Genomic DNA, 17,281 nt, shown 5'->3' with positions numbered 1-17,281 from the left:
TGCAGTCAGACAATCAGGACAAGCCCAACCGCTCATGCCCGAGATTTCGCCCCAGTCTTCTTCCATGGCCTCGCCCCATCCGGCGCGGGGCATGTGGCACCGCTTGCGCGTGCTGCTTTCACTGAACGATCCGCGCTGGGGTCGCGGCGACGACAACGCCGAGCGCGAAAACAAAGATGAACCGAAGCGCCAAAGCAAGCCGCCCCAGGATGGTCCGCCCGACCTCGACGAGTTGTGGCGCGACTTCAATCGCCGTCTGAACAACCTGTTCGGTCGCAAGGAAGGCGGTGACGGCGGCAATGGCGGGCCGACGCCGCTGCGCCCCAATGGTGGTCGCGGGGCTTCCGGCCTTGGTGTCGGCGTACTGCTGGCTGTGCTGGTGGGCCTGTGGCTGGCCAGCGGCTTCTTCATCATCCAGGAAGGTCAGACCGGTGTGATCCTGCAGTTCGGCCGTTTCAAGTATCTGGCCACGCCGGGTATCAACTGGCGCCTGCCGTATCCGATCCAATCCCACGAGATCGTCAACCTGTCGGGCGTGCGTACGCTGGAAATCGGCCGCACCACGCAGATCAAGGATACGAATCTGAAGGATTCGTCGATGCTCACGCAGGACGAAAACATCGTCGACGTGCGCTTCTCGGTCCAGTACAACATTGAGGATCCGGTCAAGTACCTCTTCTTCAACCGCACGGATCGTGGCGGCGACGAAGAACTCGTCACGCAAGCCGCTGAAACCTCTGTGCGTGAGATTGTCGGCCGCAACAAGATGGACTCCGTGCTTTATGAAGGGCGCGATGCCGTCGGCCGTAACTTGGCAGAGTCGATTCAGCGCATCCTTGCGGCCTACAACACCGGTATCCGCATCCTCAGCGTCAACGTGCAGAGCGTGCAGCCGCCCGAGCAGGTGCAGGCCGCGTTCGATGACGTGACCAAAGCCGGCCAGGATCGCGAGCGCGCGATTTCCGAAGGTCAGGCCTATGCCAACGACGTGGTGCCGCGTGCCAAGGGTACGGCTGCGCGCCTGCTAGAAGAGGCGCAGGGTTACAAGGCGCGTGTCACGGCACGTGCGGAAGGTGACGCGGCTCGCTTTGCCTCTGTGCAGCGCGAGTACGCGAAGGCGCCGCAGGTCACGCGTGACCGTATTTATCTGGAGACCATGCAGGACATCTACGCCAACGCAAACAAGGTGCTGGTCGACCAAAATGGCAACGGCAGCCTGCTGTACCTGCCGCTGGACAAGCTGATCGCGCAGACGCAGGGCGATGCTTCTCGCCCGACAACTGCCCCCGGCGCTTCGCCGCAGGACAGCGGTTCGGCGCAAGGCGCGCCCACGCCCTCCAACCCGTCGTCGATGAGTGACGCCGACTCGCGTTCGCGCGAGGCGCTGCGTAACCGCGATCGCGATTCCCGCTAAGAGGAGGGCATATGAATCGTCTGATTTCCGCCCTCGTGGCGCTGGTGATTGCCCTGGCGGTGTTCTCGTCGGTGGTGTTCGTGGTGGACCAGCGGCAGTACGCCGTGGTGTTCGCATTTGGTGAGATCAAGCAAGTCATCAAGGAGCCGGGGCTGCACTTCAAGCTACCGCCGCCGTTGCAGAACGTCGTGTTTATGGACAAGCGCCTGCAGACCATCGACGTGGCTGGCGCGGACCGCTTCATCACGGCTGAAAAGAAAAATCTGCTGGTCGACTGGTTCGTAAAGTGGAAGGTTGCTGATCCGCGCTTGTTCTACGTGAGCTTCAAGGGCGATAACCGCCTTGCGCAAGACAGCATGACGCAGAAGATCAACTCCATCGCCCGCGATGAGTTTGCGCGCCGTACCGTCTCCGATGTGGTTTCCACTGACCGTGAAGCCGCGATGCAGAGCATCCTCAAGGGGGTGCAGGAGTACGGCAAGTCGGTGGGTGTCGACATCATTGATGTGCGCCTGAAACGCGTGGATCTGCTGGCCAGCGTGACGGAGTCTGTCTATCGCCGCATGGAGGCTGAACGCAAGCGCGTGGCCAACGAGTTGCGTTCGACCGGTGCGGCCGAAGGTGAAAAGATCCGCGCTGATGCGGATCGTCAACGCGAAGTCGTGCTGGCCGATGCCTACCGCGATGCGCAGAAGATCAAGGGTGAGGGTGATGCCCGTGCCGCTGACATCTATGCCGATGCGTTTGGCCGCGATCCGCAGTTCGCTGCGTTCTGGCGCAGTATGGAGGCCTACCGCGCTTCGTTCCGCGACCGTAAGGACGTGATGGTGCTGCAACCGAACAGCGACTTCTTCAAGTTCATGCGCAGCCCGAACGGTGGTGGTTCGGCGGCCGCACCGGCGGCTGCCCAGTCGGGGCGCCATCGCTAGTACAATGCGTCGCTGATCGTATTTGAGGCGGACAGACCCCGGCTTGCCGGGGTTTTGTTCGTTCGCCACCTGCATCCCATGGAAGAGTCACTCCCCACCGTTTTGCTGGCCGCGTGCGCGCTGGTGCTCGTATTCGAGGGCATCCTGCCGTTTGTCGCGCCGCAGGCCTGGCGCCGTGCGTTCCAGGCGATGACCGAACTGCCCGACGAGAAGCTGCGTGTGATCGGGCTGGTGTCGATGGCGGTGGGGCTGATCCTGTTGCGCCTGCTGCATCACTGAACCGCCTTTTCGCGCTTCCTGAAATTCCGCTGTACTGAGACTTCCGACCGAGACTGCCATGCCGACGAATTGGCTGCTGCCTGAATCCATTGCCGACGTGCTGCCTTCCGAGGCGCGCAAGATTGAAGAGTTGCGCCGCCGCATGCTCGACCTGTTCCGCACCTACGGCTACGAACTGGTCATGCCGCCGATGCTGGAATACATCGAGTCGCTGCTCTCCGGCACTGGCCATGACCTGGATCTGAAGACCTTCAAGCTGGTGGATCAGCTCTCCGGCCGCACCATCGGCCTGCGTGCCGACATCACGCCGCAGGTCGCCCGCATTGATGCCCACCTGCTGAATCGCGCTGGTGTGACGCGCCTGTGCTACGCCGGTTCGGTATTGCACACGCGTCCGAGCGGCTTTCACGTCACGCGTGAGCCGCTGCAGATTGGCGCCGAAATCTACGGCCATGCCGGTCTGGAAGCGGATTTGGAGATCCAGGAGCTCATGCTCGCTGCGTTGTCGGCGGCAGGCTTGGCGGATGTGCGCCTCGACCTGTGTCACGTTGGCGTATTGGCTGCGCTGCTGGAACAGGCGCCGGTCGCGCTGAGCGTGCAAGACGAACTGTTCACTGCGCTGGCGTCCAAGGACGTGCCTGCGCTGCGTGTACTGACGGCGGACCTGCCTGCGGCCCAGCGCGATGCGATCAACCTGCTGCCGTCGCTGTACGGTGGTGTCGATGTGCTCGCGCGTGCCCGTGCGCAACTGCCGGCGCTGCCTGCCATCGGTCGCGCGCTAGACGATCTCTCCACGCTGGCCGAGCGCGCTGGAGGTGCCGCGGTCAACATCGATCTTGCCGATCTGCGCGGCTATCATTACCACAGCGGTGTGATGTTCACGGCCTACGTGGCTGGCGTGCCCAATGCGGTGGCGCGGGGCGGTCGTTACGACAAGGTCGGCGAGGCCTTTGGTCGTGCCCGCCCGGCGACCGGCTTTTCACTGGACCTACGCGAAGTCGCCGGCATTTCGCCGGTGGAGGCGCGTGCGGCCGCCATCCACGCCCCATGGTCGGGCGACGCCAAGCTGCGCGAGGCCATTGCCGCCCTGCGTGCTGCCGGCGAGATCGTCATCCAGTCGCTGCCCGGCCATCCTGAAGACCTGGAAGAATTCGCCTACGACCGCCAACTCGTGGAAGAGGGCGGGCGCTGGATCGTCAAGCCCCGCAAGGCTTTCGCCTGAGCGTGTTGCATAACGTTCTGTGAATACCCGGTAATTTCAGGGAAGACCCTGACAACAAGGGTAGAATACGTTTTTAACCCATCTGCAAATTCAACATGTCCGCACCAGCAGTGAGCCAAGGACGCAATGTCGTCGTCATCGGCACCCAGTGGGGTGACGAAGGTAAAGGGAAAATCGTCGATTGGCTGACCGATCATGCGCAAGGCGTGGTTCGTTTCCAGGGCGGACATAACGCAGGCCATACCCTCATCATCGGCGGCAAGAAGACGATTCTGCGTCTGATCCCGTCGGGCATCATGCGCGATGGCGTCGCGTGCTACATCGGTAACGGTGTGGTGCTCTCGCCCGAGGCGCTGTTCAAGGAAATCGACGAGCTGGAATTGGCCGGCGTACAGGTGCAGAACCGCCTGCGCATCTCGGAAGCCGCCACGCTCATCCTCCCGTACCACGTTGCTATCGACAAGGCGCGCGAACTCAAGCGTGGTGCCGCCAAGATTGGCACGACGGGTCGTGGCATCGGCCCGGCGTACGAAGATAAGGTGGCTCGCCGTGCTCTGCGCGTGCAGGATCTGTTCGATCCGGCCTATTTTGCTGAGCGCCTGCGCGAGAACCTCGACTTCCACAATTTCGTCCTGACGCAGTATCTGAACCACCCGGCGCTGGACTTCCAGCAAGTGCTGGACGAGATGCTGCCGTACGGTGAGCGCCTTGCACCGATGGTGACGGACGTGTCGGCTGAGCTGTTCGCCGTTAACGCTGCCGGCAAGAACCTGATGTTCGAAGGCGCGCAAGGCACGCTGCTCGACATCGACCACGGCACCTATCCGTTCGTCACGTCGAGCAACTGCGTGGCTGGTAATGCGGCCGCCGGTGCGGGCGTGGGTCCGGGCCAACTGCACTACATCCTGGGCATCACCAAGGCGTACTGCACGCGCGTGGGCTCCGGCCCATTCCCGAGCGAGCTGTACGACGCGGATAACCCCGCGCGTCAGGACCCGACCGGCGTGCGTCTGGCTAACGTCGGCAAGGAGTTCGGCTCGGTCACGGGGCGTCCGCGCCGCACGGGCTGGCTGGATGCTGCCGCTCTGCGTCGTGCTATCCAGATCAACGGCGTGTCGGGCCTGTGCATCACCAAGCTCGACGTGCTCGATGGCCTCGAAACCATCAAGCTGTGCGTTGGCTACAAGCTCGACGGCAAGGAAGTCAATATTCTGCCGCGTGGCTCGGATGCCGTGGCGCGCTGCCAGCCGATCTACGAAGAATTCCCGGGCTGGAACACGTCGACCTTCGGCTTGAAGGAATGGGACGCACTGCCCGAGACCGCTCAGGCGTATCTCAAGCGCGTGGAAGAGGTGGCTGGCATTCCGATCGCCATGATCTCGACCGGCCCAGACCGTGATGAGACCATCCTGCTGCGTCATCCGTACAAGGACTGACGTGCTGCACTCACGCATTTGACTGACTCGCCCGGTGATTCGCCGGGCGAGTTTGCATTCAGCAGCGTATTTACAGAACACGACAGCGGCAACTCACGCCGCATTCATGATCAAGAAGAGGAACACGATGAACCAGCCGATCAACGATGACTCGCACCTGTGGGTATCCTGGGACGACTATCACGGCCTGATTGCGCGCTTGGCGCTGGTTGTGCATGAGTCGGGCTGGAAGTTCGACAAGATCCTGTGCCTGGCGCGTGGCGGTCTGCGCGTGGGCGATCAGCTCTCCCGTATCTATGACCTGCCGCTGGCCATTCTGGCCACGAGCAGCTATCGCGAGGCAGCGGGCACGCAGCAGGGCGATCTCGATATCGCTCAGTACATCACCATGACGCGCGGCGAGCTGTCGGGGCGCGTGCTGCTGGTCGACGACTTGGTGGATTCGGGCATCACGCTTGAGCGCGTGGGGCGCCACCTGAAGGAGCGCTATCCCGCCGTCACCGATGTGCGCACCGCTGTGCTGTGGCACAAGGCGTGTTCGAAGATCAAACCGGATTACGCTGTGCAGTTCCTGCCGACCAACCCGTGGATCCACCAGCCGTTCGAGGAATACGATACGCTGCGCCCGCACAATCTGGCAGCATGGATCAAGCGCGGTAAGGCGCGTACGGCGGGCAACGGTGAAGCGCCAGCGGCTTGATTCGTTGGTGGATTGCGTCGAAGCAAGAGGAGAGTGGCGTGTGCGGCTTGCGCCGTGCGTGCCACTTCGGTAACCTCACGTGACGGGTCGCAACACGGGCCCGAAACCCGCGCGCGGACTGGCTTTGCAGAATTTGGCCAATGCGGACTGTGCGGATGATCGAAGCGTGGCGCGTCTTGATGGATGCGCCGGGCCTCGAACCCACCCAGCGCCTGGGATGTGCGAGCCGGTGATCCTGGCTCAGCCCCGGCGTGATAGCCAAGACACAATGCCTGTCGTCCTTCGCGGAATGCCGCGTCAGCTACTGAACAACAGCAATCCGATCACGGAAAAGAAAAACGGCGCAACTTGCGTTGCGCCGTTCCTAAACTCTGGTGCCCAGGAGAGGACTCGAACCTCCACGGAGTTACCCGCTAGTACCTGAAACTAGTGCGTCTACCAATTCCGCCACCTGGGCAGGTGTGCGTGTACCGAAGCTGTAATTATTACGGGTTCTGTCGAACCTGTCAACACTCTAGAAGAAAAAATTGAATCAGCCGACTTATCCGATCCCGAGCCGCGAGGAAATCCTCGGTGTGCTGCGCACTTCGGGGTCTCCGCTGTCTGCCACCGATATCGCTAAGACGCTGTCGGTCACTCGTAAAGAGCACGACGGCTTTATCAAGCGTCTGACCGCCATGGAGCGGGATGGTCAGATCGAACTCAACCGCAAAGGGCGCTATGAACTGGCGCACCAACCCAATTTCATCGAAGGCCGTGTGATTGGCCATCGGGATGGCTTCGGATTCTTCGTCCGTGATGATGGCGAGCCCGATATCTTCCTGCCCGAGCGCGAAATGCAGAAGGCCATGCACGGCGATCGCGCCTTGGTGCGTGCCGTTGGCTACGACCGCCGCGGGCGTTCTGAAGGGCAGATCGTCGAGATCCTGCAGCGCGCCAACAAGCGCATCATCGGCCGCCTGCTCTCGGAGAGCGGCACGCTGGTGGTGGCGCCCGAAGACAAGCGCCTGGGTCGCGACATCCTGATTGCGCCCAAGGGGCAGGGCAAGGCCAAGGTTGGCCAGGTGGTGAGCGTGGAGATCCTGGAATATCCGGATCGCTACGTGCAGCCAATCGGTCGCGTGGTCGAGGTGCTGGGCGAGATTGACGACCCGGGCATGGAAATCGAGATCGCCGTGCGTAAGTACGGCGTGCCGCATGAATTTTCTCAGCCGACCCAACGCGAGGCCGAAGCGCTACCGGATGCCGTGCGTGATGCCGATTTGGCTGGCCGCATCGACCTGCGCGATGTGCCGCTCGTCACCATCGACGGCGAAGACGCACGCGACTTCGATGATGCGGTGTATGCCGAGCCCGTGAAGATCGGCCGCGGCAAAGGCTGGCGCCTGATCGTGGCGATTGCCGACGTATCGCACTACGTTCGGCCTGGGCATCCGCTGGATGCTGACGCCATTGATCGCGCCACTTCGGTCTACTTCCCGCGCCGTGTGATTCCAATGCTGCCGGAGAAGCTTTCCAACGGACTGTGCTCGCTGAATCCGGAGGTGGATCGCCTGTGCATGGTGTGCGACGCGGTCATCAGCGCCAAGGGCGAGATCAAGGCCTACCAGTTTTATCCGGCCGTGATGCACTCGAAGGCGCGCCTGACCTACAACGAGGTCTGGTCGATCCTGTCGAACGTGAAGGGCCCGGAGGCTGCCAAGCGCGCACCGCTGGTGCCGCATCTGCAAGACCTGTACGAGCTGTACCAGACGTTGCTCAAGGCGCGCCGCGAGCGTGGTGCGATCGACTTCGATACCACCGAGACGTACATCGTCTGCAACGCGCAAGGCAAGATCGAGCAGATCCTGCCGCGCACGCGTAACGATGCGCACCGGCTGATCGAGGAATGCATGCTGACGGCCAACGTCTGCGCGGCCGAGATGCTGGAGAAGTACAAGCATCCAGCGCTGTACCGCGTGCATGCGGGCCCGACGGAAGAAAAGCTGCAGGCATTGCGCGCCTTCCTGAAGACCAGCGGCCTGACGCTGGGCGGCGGTGACAAGCCGCAGGCGTCTGATTATGCGGAGGTGATGGAAAAGATCGCCGCGCGCCCCGATGCCCCGATGTTGCAGACCATGCTGCTGCGCTCAATGCAGCAGGCGGTCTACAGCCCGGACAACATCGGTCACTTTGGTCTGGCGTACCCGGCCTATGCGCACTTCACCAGCCCGATCCGTCGTTATCCGGACTTGCTGGTGCATCGTTCCATCAAGGCGATCCTGCATCACACGCGCTATGTGCCGTCGCTGGCGCCTGGCGTGCAACTGAACAGCGCACTGTCGCCCAAGGCGCGCCGCCTGCAGGCGGAAGCCGAGAAGGGCGTGCCGGTCGCCGTTGTCAATAAGGCCAAGGCCGAGGCGATCTGGCATGAGCTTGGCGTGCATTGCTCGGCTAACGAGCGTCGTGCCGACGAGGCCTCGCGCGATGTCGAGGCCTGGCTCAAGTGCTACTTCATGCGCGACAAGCTTGGCAACGAGTTCTCGGGCACCGTCAGCGCAGTCACGTCGTTTGGCATCTTCGTGCAACTCGACGAGTTGTATGTGGAGGGCCTGGTGCACGTGACCGAACTGGGGAGCGACTACTTCCAGTACGACGAAGCCCGCAATGAGCTGCGCGGCGAACGTACGGGCATCCGCTACCGCCTGACGGATCGCGTGCGAGTGCAGTTGCTGCGCGTGGATCTGGATGCCCGCAAGATGGACTTCCGCCTGATCCAGGAGCCATCGGCCAAGGCGCTGCGTCCGACCAAGGTGGCAGGAGCACCGGAAGCCACGGCAGGCCGCCAGCCCGCTGTTGCTAAGCCCGCGCCGCCGGTCGGCCGCAAAAAGCCGCGTCAGTTGGCGGCGCTGCTGGGCGGTACGGCCAAGCCGGAGGAGTCGTTCGACGAGACGCTCGACCGCGTCTTCGAAGAGCAGCCGGTGTTCGAGCCGGGCTCGCGTGCACAGCCGCCGGGCCACGCGCATGCCAAGCCGGCTCGCAAGAAGCAGGCAACGCGTGCGCCCAAGCCCAAGGGCGGTGCCAAGACCACCGCACGCAAAGCGCCGGCCAAGGCACCGCGGAAGTCGTCCAAGGGGCGCTGACCCCTGGAAAACCCCTGAGGAGCGAGGGCAGACGGGTACAATCGCGCCATGTCTAAATCCAAGCTCCTCATCGGCTTCCATGCCGTTACCGCCCGGCTCCGCCACGACGCGAAGTCGATCGACGAAATCTATTTCGAGGCCAACCGCCGCGACCGTCGCATGCAGGATTTCCTGAAAGCGGCGGAAGCAGCGGGCGTGCGCCTGATTCCGGCCGACAATGACCGCTTGCGCGGCATTGCCGGCACTGACCGTCACCAGGGTGTGGTTGCCAAGGCGGAATCGCTTTCGCTGGCACTCAACCTGGATGAGCTGCTCGACAGCATTGAGGGCACGCCGCTGTTGCTGGTGCTCGACGGCGTGACCGATCCGCATAATCTGGGCGCCTGCCTGCGCGTAGCCGATGCAGCCGGTGCGCACGCGGTGATCGCTCCCAAGGATCGCAGCGTCGGCATCAACACCACGGTTGCTAAGGTGGCCAGCGGCGCCGCCGAGACCGTCCCGTACATCACCGTGACCAACCTGGCGCGCACGCTGCGCGAGCTGCAGGAGCGCGGCGTGTGGGTGATCGGCACTGCTGATGAAGCCGAGCAGGATCTCTACCAAGCTGACTTCAAGGGCCCCATCGCCATCGTGATGGGCGCCGAAGGCGAGGGCATGCGCCGCCTGACGCGTGAGACCTGCGATGCGTTGGTCAGCATTCCGATGGCGGGCAGTGTGGAAAGCCTGAATGTGTCCGTGGCCAGCGGCGTGTGCCTGTTCGAGGCTGTGCGCCAGCGCGCCACCGCGCCCACCAAGAAGGGATGAGCACCGAACCGACGGCCGCATCCGACGCGGCTGCACTTGCCCAGGCGCACGCCTGGATCAACGCCGCCGAGCGCATCATGGTGCTCACAGGCGCGGGCGTTTCGGCTGAATCCGGCGTGCCGACCTTTCGCGATGCGCTGACCGGCCTCTGGTCGCGCTTCAACCCGGAAGACATGGCGACCGAAGCGGCGTATCGCAAGCATCCGCGCATGGTGTGGGATTGGTACCAGGAACGCCGTGAGCGTGTACTGCAGGCCCAGCCGAATCCGGCGCACGTTGCCATTGCCGCGCTGGCCAAGCGTAAGACGGTGACGCTGGTCACGCAGAACGTCGATGGCCTGCATCAACGTGCCGGCAGCGAAGGCGTGATCGAGCTGCACGGCAACCTGTTCGTCGACAAATGGTTGGGCGGTTGCGGTAAATGCGATGTGGCAACCGCCGAGCCGGGCAGACCACCCCGCTGCGCGACATGCGGCGCGATGCTGCGTCCGGGTGTGGTGTGGTTTGGCGAACAGCTTCCGCTGGTGGCGAACTACCGCGCTGAAGAAGCGGCCAATACGTGCGATGTGTGCCTGGTGGTGGGTACGTCGGGCATGGTGTATCCGGCGGCCGGATTGCCGGGTCTGGCGAAAGACCATGGCGCCCGCGTGATCGTCGTGAATCCGGAACCGAGCGCACTGGATGCGACGGCGGATCTGGTGATCCACCAGCCGGCGGGCGTGTGCTTGCCCGCCATGCTGGGGTAACGACTAAAAGCTTTCCTACGCTGCCGCGCGCAGCGGCTCAATCAACGCTTCCAACTTGATCGCATCCGCTGCAAACAGGCGGATGCCTTCGGCCAGCTTTTCTGTCGCCATGGCGTCGGCGTTCATCTGCCAGCGGAACGATTTTTCATCAGCGGGCAGGCGCACGATGTTGGCTGCGTTGGCGGTGTCCGGCGACAGCTTGCGTTCGACCGGCGCATCGGACTGCTGCAGTTGGGCGAGCAGGTCCGGGCTGATCGTCAGCAGGTCGCAGCCGGCCAGCTCGACGATCTGCGAGATGTTACGGAAGCTCGCGCCCATCACCTCGGTCGGGTAGTCGAACTTCTTGTAGTAGTTGTAGATGCGCAGGACAGACTGCACGCCAGGGTCGTTTGCGCCGCCTTGGGCGACCGGGTCCCAGTTGGCGCCGGCATCTTTCTTGTACCAATCGTAGATGCGGCCGACGAAGGGCGAGATGAGCTGCACGCCCGCTTCCGCGCACGCCACGGCCTGGGCCAGCGAGAACAGCAGCGTCATGTTGCAACGAATGCCTTCTGCGCGGAGTTCGTCCGCTGCACGAATGCCTTCCCACGTTGAAGCAATCTTGATCAGCACACGCTCGCGCGCCACGCCACGCGCCTCGTACAGCGAGATCAGATGCTTGGCCTTGGCGACCGTCGCTTCCGTGTCGAACGATAGACGTGCATCGACTTCCGTCGACACGCGGCCCGGGATGATCGACAGGATCTCGCAGCCGAACGCCACCAGCACCGCGTCGATGATGTCTTCCGTGCTGTCGCTGCGCGCATCGCGCACGGCTTGCTCAAGCAGCGGACGGTACTCGGCCTTCTGCACGGCCTTGAGAATCAGTGATGGGTTGGTGGTCGCGTCGTGCGGCGCATAGGCGCGCATGGACTGGAAATCGCCCGTGTCGGCGACGACGGTGGTGAACTGCTTGAGTTGATCGAGCTGAGTCATAAAGCGAGTCCGAGATGCAGCCCAGCGTTGCGCTGGTAGGTGAAGGATGAATCGATTGTACTCCGCACGTTTGGCGCCGCCAGCCGGAGGAGGGCCGTTACGTTGATCCGGTACACTACCGGGTTTTCCGATCCCGACCGAGTTTTTGCGATGACGCAAGATGAACTGAAGGCGCTGGTGGCGCAGGCCGCCGCAGACTACGTATTGGCCAATGTGCCCGAGGGCGCCGTGCTGGGTGTCGGCACCGGCTCGACCGCCAACCTGTTCATCGACGCGATGGCACCGCACAAGGCACGCTTTGCCGGCGCGGTGTCGAGTTCGGAAGCCTCGACGCGCCGCCTGCAAGGTCATGGTTTCACTGTGCTCGATCTAAACGAGGTCGACGCAATTCCCGTGTATGTGGATGGCGCCGACGAGATCGACGCCTCGGGCGCCATGATCAAGGGCGGCGGCGGTGCGCTCACGCGCGAGAAGATCGTCGCATCGGTGGCCGGCACGTTCGTCTGCATTGCCGATGGCAGCAAGCTGGTCGAGACGATGGGCGTGTTCCCGCTGCCGGTGGAAGTGGTGCCGATGGCACGTGCCGCCGTGGCGCGCCAACTCGCTGCGCTGGGAGGGCAGCCGCGCCTGCGCATGACCAAGGAAGGCCAGATCTACAAGACCGACAACGGCAATGTGATCCTGGACGTGTCGGGCCTGCGCATTGCTGATCCGAAGGGCCTGGAATCGGTGGTCAACGATATTCCGGGTGTGGTGACGGTTGGCCTGTTTGCCAAGCGCGGTGCAAATGTGCTGCTGCTGGGCACGGAAGCCGGTGTGCAGCGTCGCGATTTTTGATCGGATTTCTGCACCAAGAAAAAGCTGCTCATGCAAGTGAGCAGCTTTTTTTTATGCCGCTTTCTCCACTTTGGATCGGCAATCGTGAAAAGTGCTTCGCACGTGCACGATTTAGATTGTTACGTCGTTGAAAACAGGGTTAAGTGACGCGTTAAGTGGCCGATAAGACGAGCGTCGTGGCAGGTCTGCTGCCGATCAAGATGTCGTCTTACCGGAACACCCATGAAACTCGCGATCAAACTTCCTCTGGCATTTGCAGCCGCGTTGCTGCTCATGTTTGCCGGGGCGATCTACGGCATTGCCTCGCTCAACCACTCGATCGTCGAATACAACACCACGGTGCAGGCGCGCGTGGCTGACGAACGCGCAGTGACGAACATGCTCGTCACCTTCAAGACCCAGGTGCAGGAATGGAAAGACACCCTGCTGCGCGGTGAAGACCCGAACAAGCTGGACAAATACTGGGGTGCCTTCCTCAACGGTGAACAGGCTGTGGCCGATCAGGCGAAGGCGCTTCAAGCGTCGTTGCCGGCTGGCAAGAGCCGTGACTTGATCACTCAGTTTGCCGCCGCTCATGCGGAGATGGGCAAGGGCTATCGCAAGGGCCATGACATGTTCGTGGCGGCGTCGTTTGATCCAACGGTGGGCGACAAGGTCGTAGCCGGCGTGGACCGCGAACCGGCGCGTTTGCTGGATGAAGCCGCCAGGGAGATCGCGGCAGAAAGCAAGGCTGTGTCAGCCAAGACCGCCGAGGCTGCGCATACCGCGCTGGTGGTCAGCGTGGTGCTGATGTTGGCAGCGTTTGGATTGGGACTGGGCGGCGCATTCCTGTTCAGCCGCTCGATCACGCGGCCGTTGTCGCGCGCGGTGGATGTTGCCAGCGCCGTTTCGCACGGTGATCTGGCACAGCCGTTTGAGGCGCACGGCACGGACGAAATCGGTCAGTTGCTCAGCGCGCTCAAGGACATGCAGCGCAGTCTCGCCAATGTGGTGAGCGAAGTGCGTCGCAACGCCGAGGGCGTGGCTTCCGCCAGTGCGCAGATCGCCTCGGGCAACCTGAACCTGTCGTCGCGCACGGAAGAGCAGGCGGCGTCGCTGGAAGAGACCGCCGCCAACATGGGTGAGCTGACCAGCACCGTGCGCCGCAATTCAGAAAGCGCCGTGCAGGCCTCCACGCTGGCCGGTCACGCGTCGGACACGGCTGCGCGTGGCGGTCAGGTGATGAGCGATGTGGTGCAGACCATGCAGGGCATCTCCGAGAGCTCCAGCAAGGTCGGCGAGATCATCGGCGTGATCGATAGCATTGCGTTCCAGACCAACATCCTGGCGCTGAATGCGGCGGTGGAGGCTGCACGCGCCGGTGAGCAAGGCCGCGGCTTTGCCGTGGTGGCGGGTGAAGTGCGTACGCTGGCACAACGCAGTGCGTCAGCGGCCAAGGAGATCAAGGGGCTGATTGGCCAGTCAACGGAGCGCGTGGAGGCGGGGGCGAAGCTGGTGCGCGAAGCGGGCAGCATCATCGACGACATCGTCGCCTCGGTGCACCGCGTGACGCAAATCGTGACGGAGATTTCTTCGGCTTCGGCGGAGCAGAGCACCGGTATCGAGCAGGTGAACATCGCTGTGGGCCAGATCGAGGAAGTGACCCAGCAAAACGCTGCACTGGTGGAGGAGGCGTCGGCAGCCGCGCAGGCCATGGCCGACCAGGCCGATGCTCTGCGCCGTGCCGTGGCCATCTTCAAGCTGGAGGGCACCACCGCACCGGCGTAAGTGCCCGGTAGATGCCAAAAGCAAAAAAGCCGTTCAGCGCAAACTGAACGGCTTTTTCGTTGTTCCTGGCAGATCAGGCCGACGGCGGCACGTAGCCCGATGCCTGGTCGGCGCCGTCGCCAAAGAAGTACTTTTCAGTCTGCTTGAGCAAGTACTGGCGCGCGCGCGAATCCGCCATGTTCAGGCGGTTTTCGTTGATCAGCATGGTCTGGTGCTTGAGCCAGCCGGCCCAGGCTTCCTTTGAGACGCTTTGCCAGATCTTCTTGCCCAGTTCGCCGGGCAGCGGTGGGAAGTCGAGGCCTTCGGCTTCCTTGTCGAGTTTGATGCAGTGGACCATGCGGGCCATGGGGATTCCTCTTGTGTGGCGGGAGCGCCGCTCTCGCGCAGCGCAGGTGCCGCTATTGTAAAGGCCGTGCGCCGCCAGGCTCGGATTCCACGACGCGCGCCAAGGATTTACAGCTTCTTCATCAGCACCATCGAGCGGCGCTGCCAGTTGTAGAGCTTGCGGCGGTCTTCCGGCAGATCATCCACCGTGGCGCGCACGAAGCCGCGCTTGAGGAACCAGTGTTCCGTGCGCGTGGTGAGCACGAACAGGCGCTTGAGGCCCAGTGCGCGCGCGCGAACTTCTGTGTGCTTGAGCAGGCGTTCGCCGTCGCCGGTGCCCTGGCTGTCGGGGGAGACGATCAGGCAGGCCATTTCCGCCATGCCGTCCTTCGGATAGGGATACAGCGCCACGCAGCCAAAGATGATGCCGTCGTGCTCGATGACTGAAAAGTTGGCGATGTCGCGCTCCAGCAGCCGGCGCTCGCGCGGCACCAGCGTACCGTCGGCTTCCAGCGGTTCGATCAGTGAGACGATGCCGCCCACGTCATCCAGCGTGGCCTCGCGCAGGTATTCCAGGTCGGTGTGCGACACCATGGTGCCTACGCCGTCGTGCAGGAACAGCTCCAGCAGGATGCTGCCGTCCAGCGCGAACGGGATCACGTGCGCCCGACGCACACCGCCGCGCATCGCCTTGACGATGTGCTGCAGATAGTACGCCGTGTCGTGCGACAGGCTGCCGTCGCGCAGGCGCTCGATGGCCGTTTCCATCGACAGGTCCTGCTGTAGCTTGCCGACGCGGTCCATGATGCCCGGCAACTCGGTGATGAAGATGAGTTTGTCGGCCTTGAGCGCCGTGGCCGTATTGGCCGCCACATCTTCCATCGACAGGTTGAACGCCTGCCCCGTGGGCGAAAAGCCCAGCGGCGAGAGCAGCACGATCTTGCGGTTGGCCAGCGAGTGCTGGATCGACTCTGCATCGATCTTGCGCACCAGCCCCGTGTGCTGGAAATCCACGCCGTTGACGATGCCAACCGGCCGCGCCGTCACGAAGTTGCCCGACACCACCGACATCCGTGCACCGGCCATCGGCGTATTGGGCAAGCCTTGGCTGAAGGCGGCTTCGATATCCAGGCGCAGTTCGCCCGAGGCTTCCTTGGCGGATTCCAGCGCGGCACTGTCCGTTACACGCACACCATCCACGAACTGGGTCTGCACGTTGCGCAGTGCGAGTTGCTCTTCCACCTGCGGGCGCGAGCCGTGCACCAGCACGATGCGCATGCCCATGGCGTGCAGCAGGGCGACGTCGTTGACGAGCGCCCCGAGCATGTCGGCCTTGACCAGTTCACCGCCAAAGCCGATGACGAAGGTCTTGTCGCGAAAGGAATGAATGTAGGGCGCCACCTCGCGCAGCCAGTCCACGAACTGCTGCTGTTCGGGCGTGGGCGGGATCGGGGAGACGTCGACGGGGGCGGGCGTGTGCGCCACCAGCGAGACGCCGGAGGCGGGAGTGGAGGAGCGAGCGGTCACGGGCGGATGGGGAGTGTGGCGCAGGGCATTGGCCGATGGCGGCCAGTGCAGGAAAGATGCGCGGATTATAATCCCGCCCGATGTCAGATTCCCATGCCCAGCCGCCCCGGTCACGACACCCGGCGGCACCCTCCCAACGATCGCCGAAAGACGCCCCGCAGCCTGAGCGCAAGCCGGGTGGCAATGGTCGTCCTCAGCGCCGTCCGAAGCCTACGCCGGAAGAGCTCGCGGCCGCGCTGGAGGCCCGCCGCGCACGTGCCAACCGCGTCCCGCCGATCACGTTTCCCGAGGCGCTGCCCGTCTCGGCCCGTCGCGACGAGATCGCCGAGGCTATCGCCGCCAACCAGGTGGTGATCGTCTCCGGCGAGACCGGCTCGGGCAAGACCACGCAGTTGCCGAAGATCTGCCTGTCGATCGGGCGGGGTATCGGCGCGGGCGGCACCGGCCTGATCGGCCATACGCAGCCCCGCCGGATTGCAGCCACGTCCACGGCCAAGCGCATCGCGCAAGAGATTGGCACGCCCGTGGGCGAGCACGTGGGTTTCCAGGTGCGCTTCAACGACACGCTGTCGGCCGGTGCGTCGGTCAAGCTGATGACCGACGGCATCTTGCTGGCCGAGACGCAGAACGATCCGCTGCTACGCGCCTACGACACGATCATCATTGATGAGGCGCACGAACGCAGCCTCAACATCGACTTCCTGATCGGCTATCTCAAGCAACTCCTGCCGCGCCGGCCGGACCTGAAGGTGATCATCACCTCGGCGACCATCGATGCGCAGCGGTTTGCCGAGCACTTTGCCGGTCCCAAGGGTCCGGCGCCAGTCATTGAAGTCAGCGGTCGGCTGTATCCGGTGGAGGTGCGCTACCGCCCCGTCCAGCGCGACGAGAAGGACAAGGAGCGCGATCTCTATGAAGCGCTTGTCGATGCGGTAGACGAACTCGCCCGCGAAGGCTCCGGCGATGTGCTGATCTTCCTGCCGGGCGAGCGCGAGATCCGCGAGGCGGCCGAGGCGCTGCGCAAGCACCATCCGGCGCATACCGAAATCCTGCCGTTGTTTGCGCGCCTGTCGGTGCAGGAGCAGGAACGTGTGTTCCGCCCGTCCAACGCGCGGCGCATTGTGCTGGCAACCAACGTGGCTGAGACCTCGCTCACGGTGCCGGGTATCCGCTACGTGGTCGATACGGGGCTGGCACGC

At 63.4% G+C, this 17,281-nt stretch carries 15 protein-coding genes and 1 tRNA gene; 12 read left to right on the top strand and 4 right to left on the bottom strand.

The window, feature by feature from the left end; genetic code table 11:
- The first annotated feature begins 34 nt into the window (after window positions 1–34).
- The 6 genes from hflK (at window position 35) to JHD73_RS15310 (ending at window position 5,980) form a co-directional block, all read left to right on the top strand.
- Window positions 35–1,414 (top strand): FtsH protease activity modulator HflK, encoded by a 1,380-nt coding sequence (gene hflK, locus JHD73_RS15335; RefSeq protein ID WP_199031131.1) that lies wholly within the window; start codon window positions 35–37, stop codon window positions 1,412–1,414.
- An 11-nt stretch (window positions 1,415–1,425) separates the two neighbouring features.
- Window positions 1,426–2,343, top strand: coding sequence for a protease modulator HflC (gene hflC / locus JHD73_RS15330; protein WP_199031130.1), 918 nt, complete (start codon window positions 1,426–1,428; stop codon window positions 2,341–2,343).
- Between the two features lie 78 nt (window positions 2,344–2,421).
- Window positions 2,422–2,622, top strand: coding sequence for a DUF2065 domain-containing protein (locus JHD73_RS15325; RefSeq protein ID WP_048934328.1), 201 nt, complete (start codon window positions 2,422–2,424; stop codon window positions 2,620–2,622).
- A 58-nt stretch (window positions 2,623–2,680) separates the two neighbouring features.
- Window positions 2,681–3,844, top strand: a complete 1,164-nt coding sequence (locus JHD73_RS15320; protein WP_199031129.1) for an ATP phosphoribosyltransferase regulatory subunit — start codon at window positions 2,681–2,683, stop codon at window positions 3,842–3,844.
- 95 nt (window positions 3,845–3,939) lie between these two features.
- Complete coding sequence (locus JHD73_RS15315; protein ID WP_199031128.1) at window positions 3,940–5,280, top strand: adenylosuccinate synthase; 1,341 nt, start codon at window positions 3,940–3,942, stop codon at window positions 5,278–5,280.
- Between the two features lie 127 nt (window positions 5,281–5,407).
- Entirely contained in the window at window positions 5,408–5,980 is a 573-nt protein-coding gene (locus JHD73_RS15310) for a phosphoribosyltransferase (RefSeq protein WP_199031141.1), read from the top strand.
- A gap of 372 nt (window positions 5,981–6,352) precedes the next feature.
- On the opposite strand, the gene JHD73_RS15305 is transcribed toward JHD73_RS15310, so the two are convergent.
- Window positions 6,353–6,437, bottom strand: a tRNA-Leu gene (locus JHD73_RS15305).
- Window positions 6,438–6,507: 70 nt separating this feature from the next.
- On the opposite strand from JHD73_RS15305, the gene rnr reads away from it, so the two are divergent.
- The 3 genes from rnr to JHD73_RS15290 are packed head-to-tail and all read left to right on the top strand — an operon-like array spanning window position 6,508 to window position 10,652.
- The gene (gene rnr, locus JHD73_RS15300; RefSeq protein WP_199031127.1) at window positions 6,508–9,102 is read left to right on the top strand and encodes a ribonuclease R; all 2,595 of its coding nucleotides are present in this window, start codon (window positions 6,508–6,510) and stop codon (window positions 9,100–9,102) included.
- Window positions 9,103–9,150: 48 nt separating this feature from the next.
- A complete protein-coding gene (gene rlmB / locus JHD73_RS15295; protein ID WP_199031126.1) occupies window positions 9,151–9,906 on the top strand; it encodes a 23S rRNA (guanosine(2251)-2'-O)-methyltransferase RlmB in 756 nt (251 codons plus the stop codon).
- Window positions 9,903–10,652 carry an NAD-dependent deacylase gene (locus JHD73_RS15290; protein ID WP_199031125.1) on the top strand — a complete coding sequence of 250 codons (750 nt, stop codon included), beginning with the start codon at window positions 9,903–9,905 and terminating at the stop codon, window positions 10,650–10,652. The genes rlmB and JHD73_RS15290 overlap by 4 nt, the downstream gene beginning before the upstream one ends.
- Window positions 10,653–10,667: 15 nt before the next feature.
- Here the strand turns inward: JHD73_RS15290 and tal are convergent, their stop codons facing one another.
- Complete coding sequence (gene tal, locus JHD73_RS15285; RefSeq protein ID WP_199031124.1) at window positions 10,668–11,627, bottom strand: transaldolase; 960 nt, start codon at window positions 11,625–11,627, stop codon at window positions 10,668–10,670.
- 150 nt (window positions 11,628–11,777) lie between these two features.
- Between tal and rpiA the strand changes: the two genes are divergently transcribed.
- Together rpiA and JHD73_RS15275 are read left to right on the top strand one after the other, a co-directional pair.
- Complete coding sequence (gene rpiA / locus JHD73_RS15280; RefSeq protein ID WP_199031123.1) at window positions 11,778–12,464, top strand: ribose-5-phosphate isomerase RpiA; 687 nt, start codon at window positions 11,778–11,780, stop codon at window positions 12,462–12,464.
- 222 nt (window positions 12,465–12,686) lie between these two features.
- On the top strand, window positions 12,687–14,231 hold the full coding sequence (locus JHD73_RS15275) for a methyl-accepting chemotaxis protein (protein WP_199031122.1): 1,545 nt from the start codon (window positions 12,687–12,689) through the stop codon (window positions 14,229–14,231).
- Between the two features lie 73 nt (window positions 14,232–14,304).
- Here JHD73_RS15275 and JHD73_RS15270 read toward each other — a convergent pair whose 3' ends face one another.
- Both JHD73_RS15270 and argA read right to left on the bottom strand, forming a co-directional pair.
- Window positions 14,305–14,577, bottom strand: a complete 273-nt coding sequence (locus tag JHD73_RS15270) for an oxidative damage protection protein (RefSeq protein ID WP_199031121.1) — start codon at window positions 14,575–14,577, stop codon at window positions 14,305–14,307.
- Window positions 14,578–14,684: 107 nt separating this feature from the next.
- Window positions 14,685–16,040 (bottom strand): amino-acid N-acetyltransferase, encoded by a 1,356-nt coding sequence (gene argA, locus JHD73_RS15265; RefSeq protein ID WP_316680822.1) that lies wholly within the window; start codon window positions 16,038–16,040, stop codon window positions 14,685–14,687.
- Between the two features lie 122 nt (window positions 16,041–16,162).
- Here argA and JHD73_RS15260 point away from each other — a divergent pair.
- On the top strand, window positions 16,163–17,281 hold a 1,119-nt coding region (locus JHD73_RS15260; protein WP_199031119.1), incomplete at its 3' end, for a helicase-related protein.

It is taken from the genome of Ralstonia sp. ASV6 (genome assembly GCF_016429285.1).
Lineage (GTDB): Bacteria > Pseudomonadota > Gammaproteobacteria > Burkholderiales > Burkholderiaceae > Ralstonia > Ralstonia flaminis.
This window is presented reverse-complemented; position numbering and strand designations above follow the sequence as displayed.

Bases quoted from the DNA above. Each gene is read 5' to 3' on its own strand.
- hflK (WP_199031131.1), top strand. From the start codon at position 35: ATGCCCGAGATTTCGCCCCAGTCTTCTTCCATGGCCTCGCCCCATCCG.
- hflC (WP_199031130.1), top strand. From the start codon at position 1,426: ATGAATCGTCTGATTTCCGCCCTCGTGGCGCTGGTGATTGCCCTGGCG.
- JHD73_RS15325 (WP_048934328.1), top strand. From the start codon at position 2,422: ATGGAAGAGTCACTCCCCACCGTTTTGCTGGCCGCGTGCGCGCTGGTG.
- JHD73_RS15320 (WP_199031129.1), top strand. From the start codon at position 2,681: ATGCCGACGAATTGGCTGCTGCCTGAATCCATTGCCGACGTGCTGCCT.
- JHD73_RS15315 (WP_199031128.1), top strand. From the start codon at position 3,940: ATGTCCGCACCAGCAGTGAGCCAAGGACGCAATGTCGTCGTCATCGGC.
- JHD73_RS15310 (WP_199031141.1), top strand. From the start codon at position 5,408: ATGAACCAGCCGATCAACGATGACTCGCACCTGTGGGTATCCTGGGAC.
- rlmB (WP_199031126.1), top strand. From the start codon at position 9,151: ATGTCTAAATCCAAGCTCCTCATCGGCTTCCATGCCGTTACCGCCCGG.
- JHD73_RS15290 (WP_199031125.1), top strand. From the start codon at position 9,903: ATGAGCACCGAACCGACGGCCGCATCCGACGCGGCTGCACTTGCCCAG.
- tal (WP_199031124.1), bottom strand. From the start codon at position 11,627: ATGACTCAGCTCGATCAACTCAAGCAGTTCACCACCGTCGTCGCCGAC.
- rpiA (WP_199031123.1), top strand. From the start codon at position 11,778: ATGACGCAAGATGAACTGAAGGCGCTGGTGGCGCAGGCCGCCGCAGAC.
- JHD73_RS15275 (WP_199031122.1), top strand. From the start codon at position 12,687: ATGAAACTCGCGATCAAACTTCCTCTGGCATTTGCAGCCGCGTTGCTG.
- JHD73_RS15270 (WP_199031121.1), bottom strand. From the start codon at position 14,577: ATGGCCCGCATGGTCCACTGCATCAAACTCGACAAGGAAGCCGAAGGC.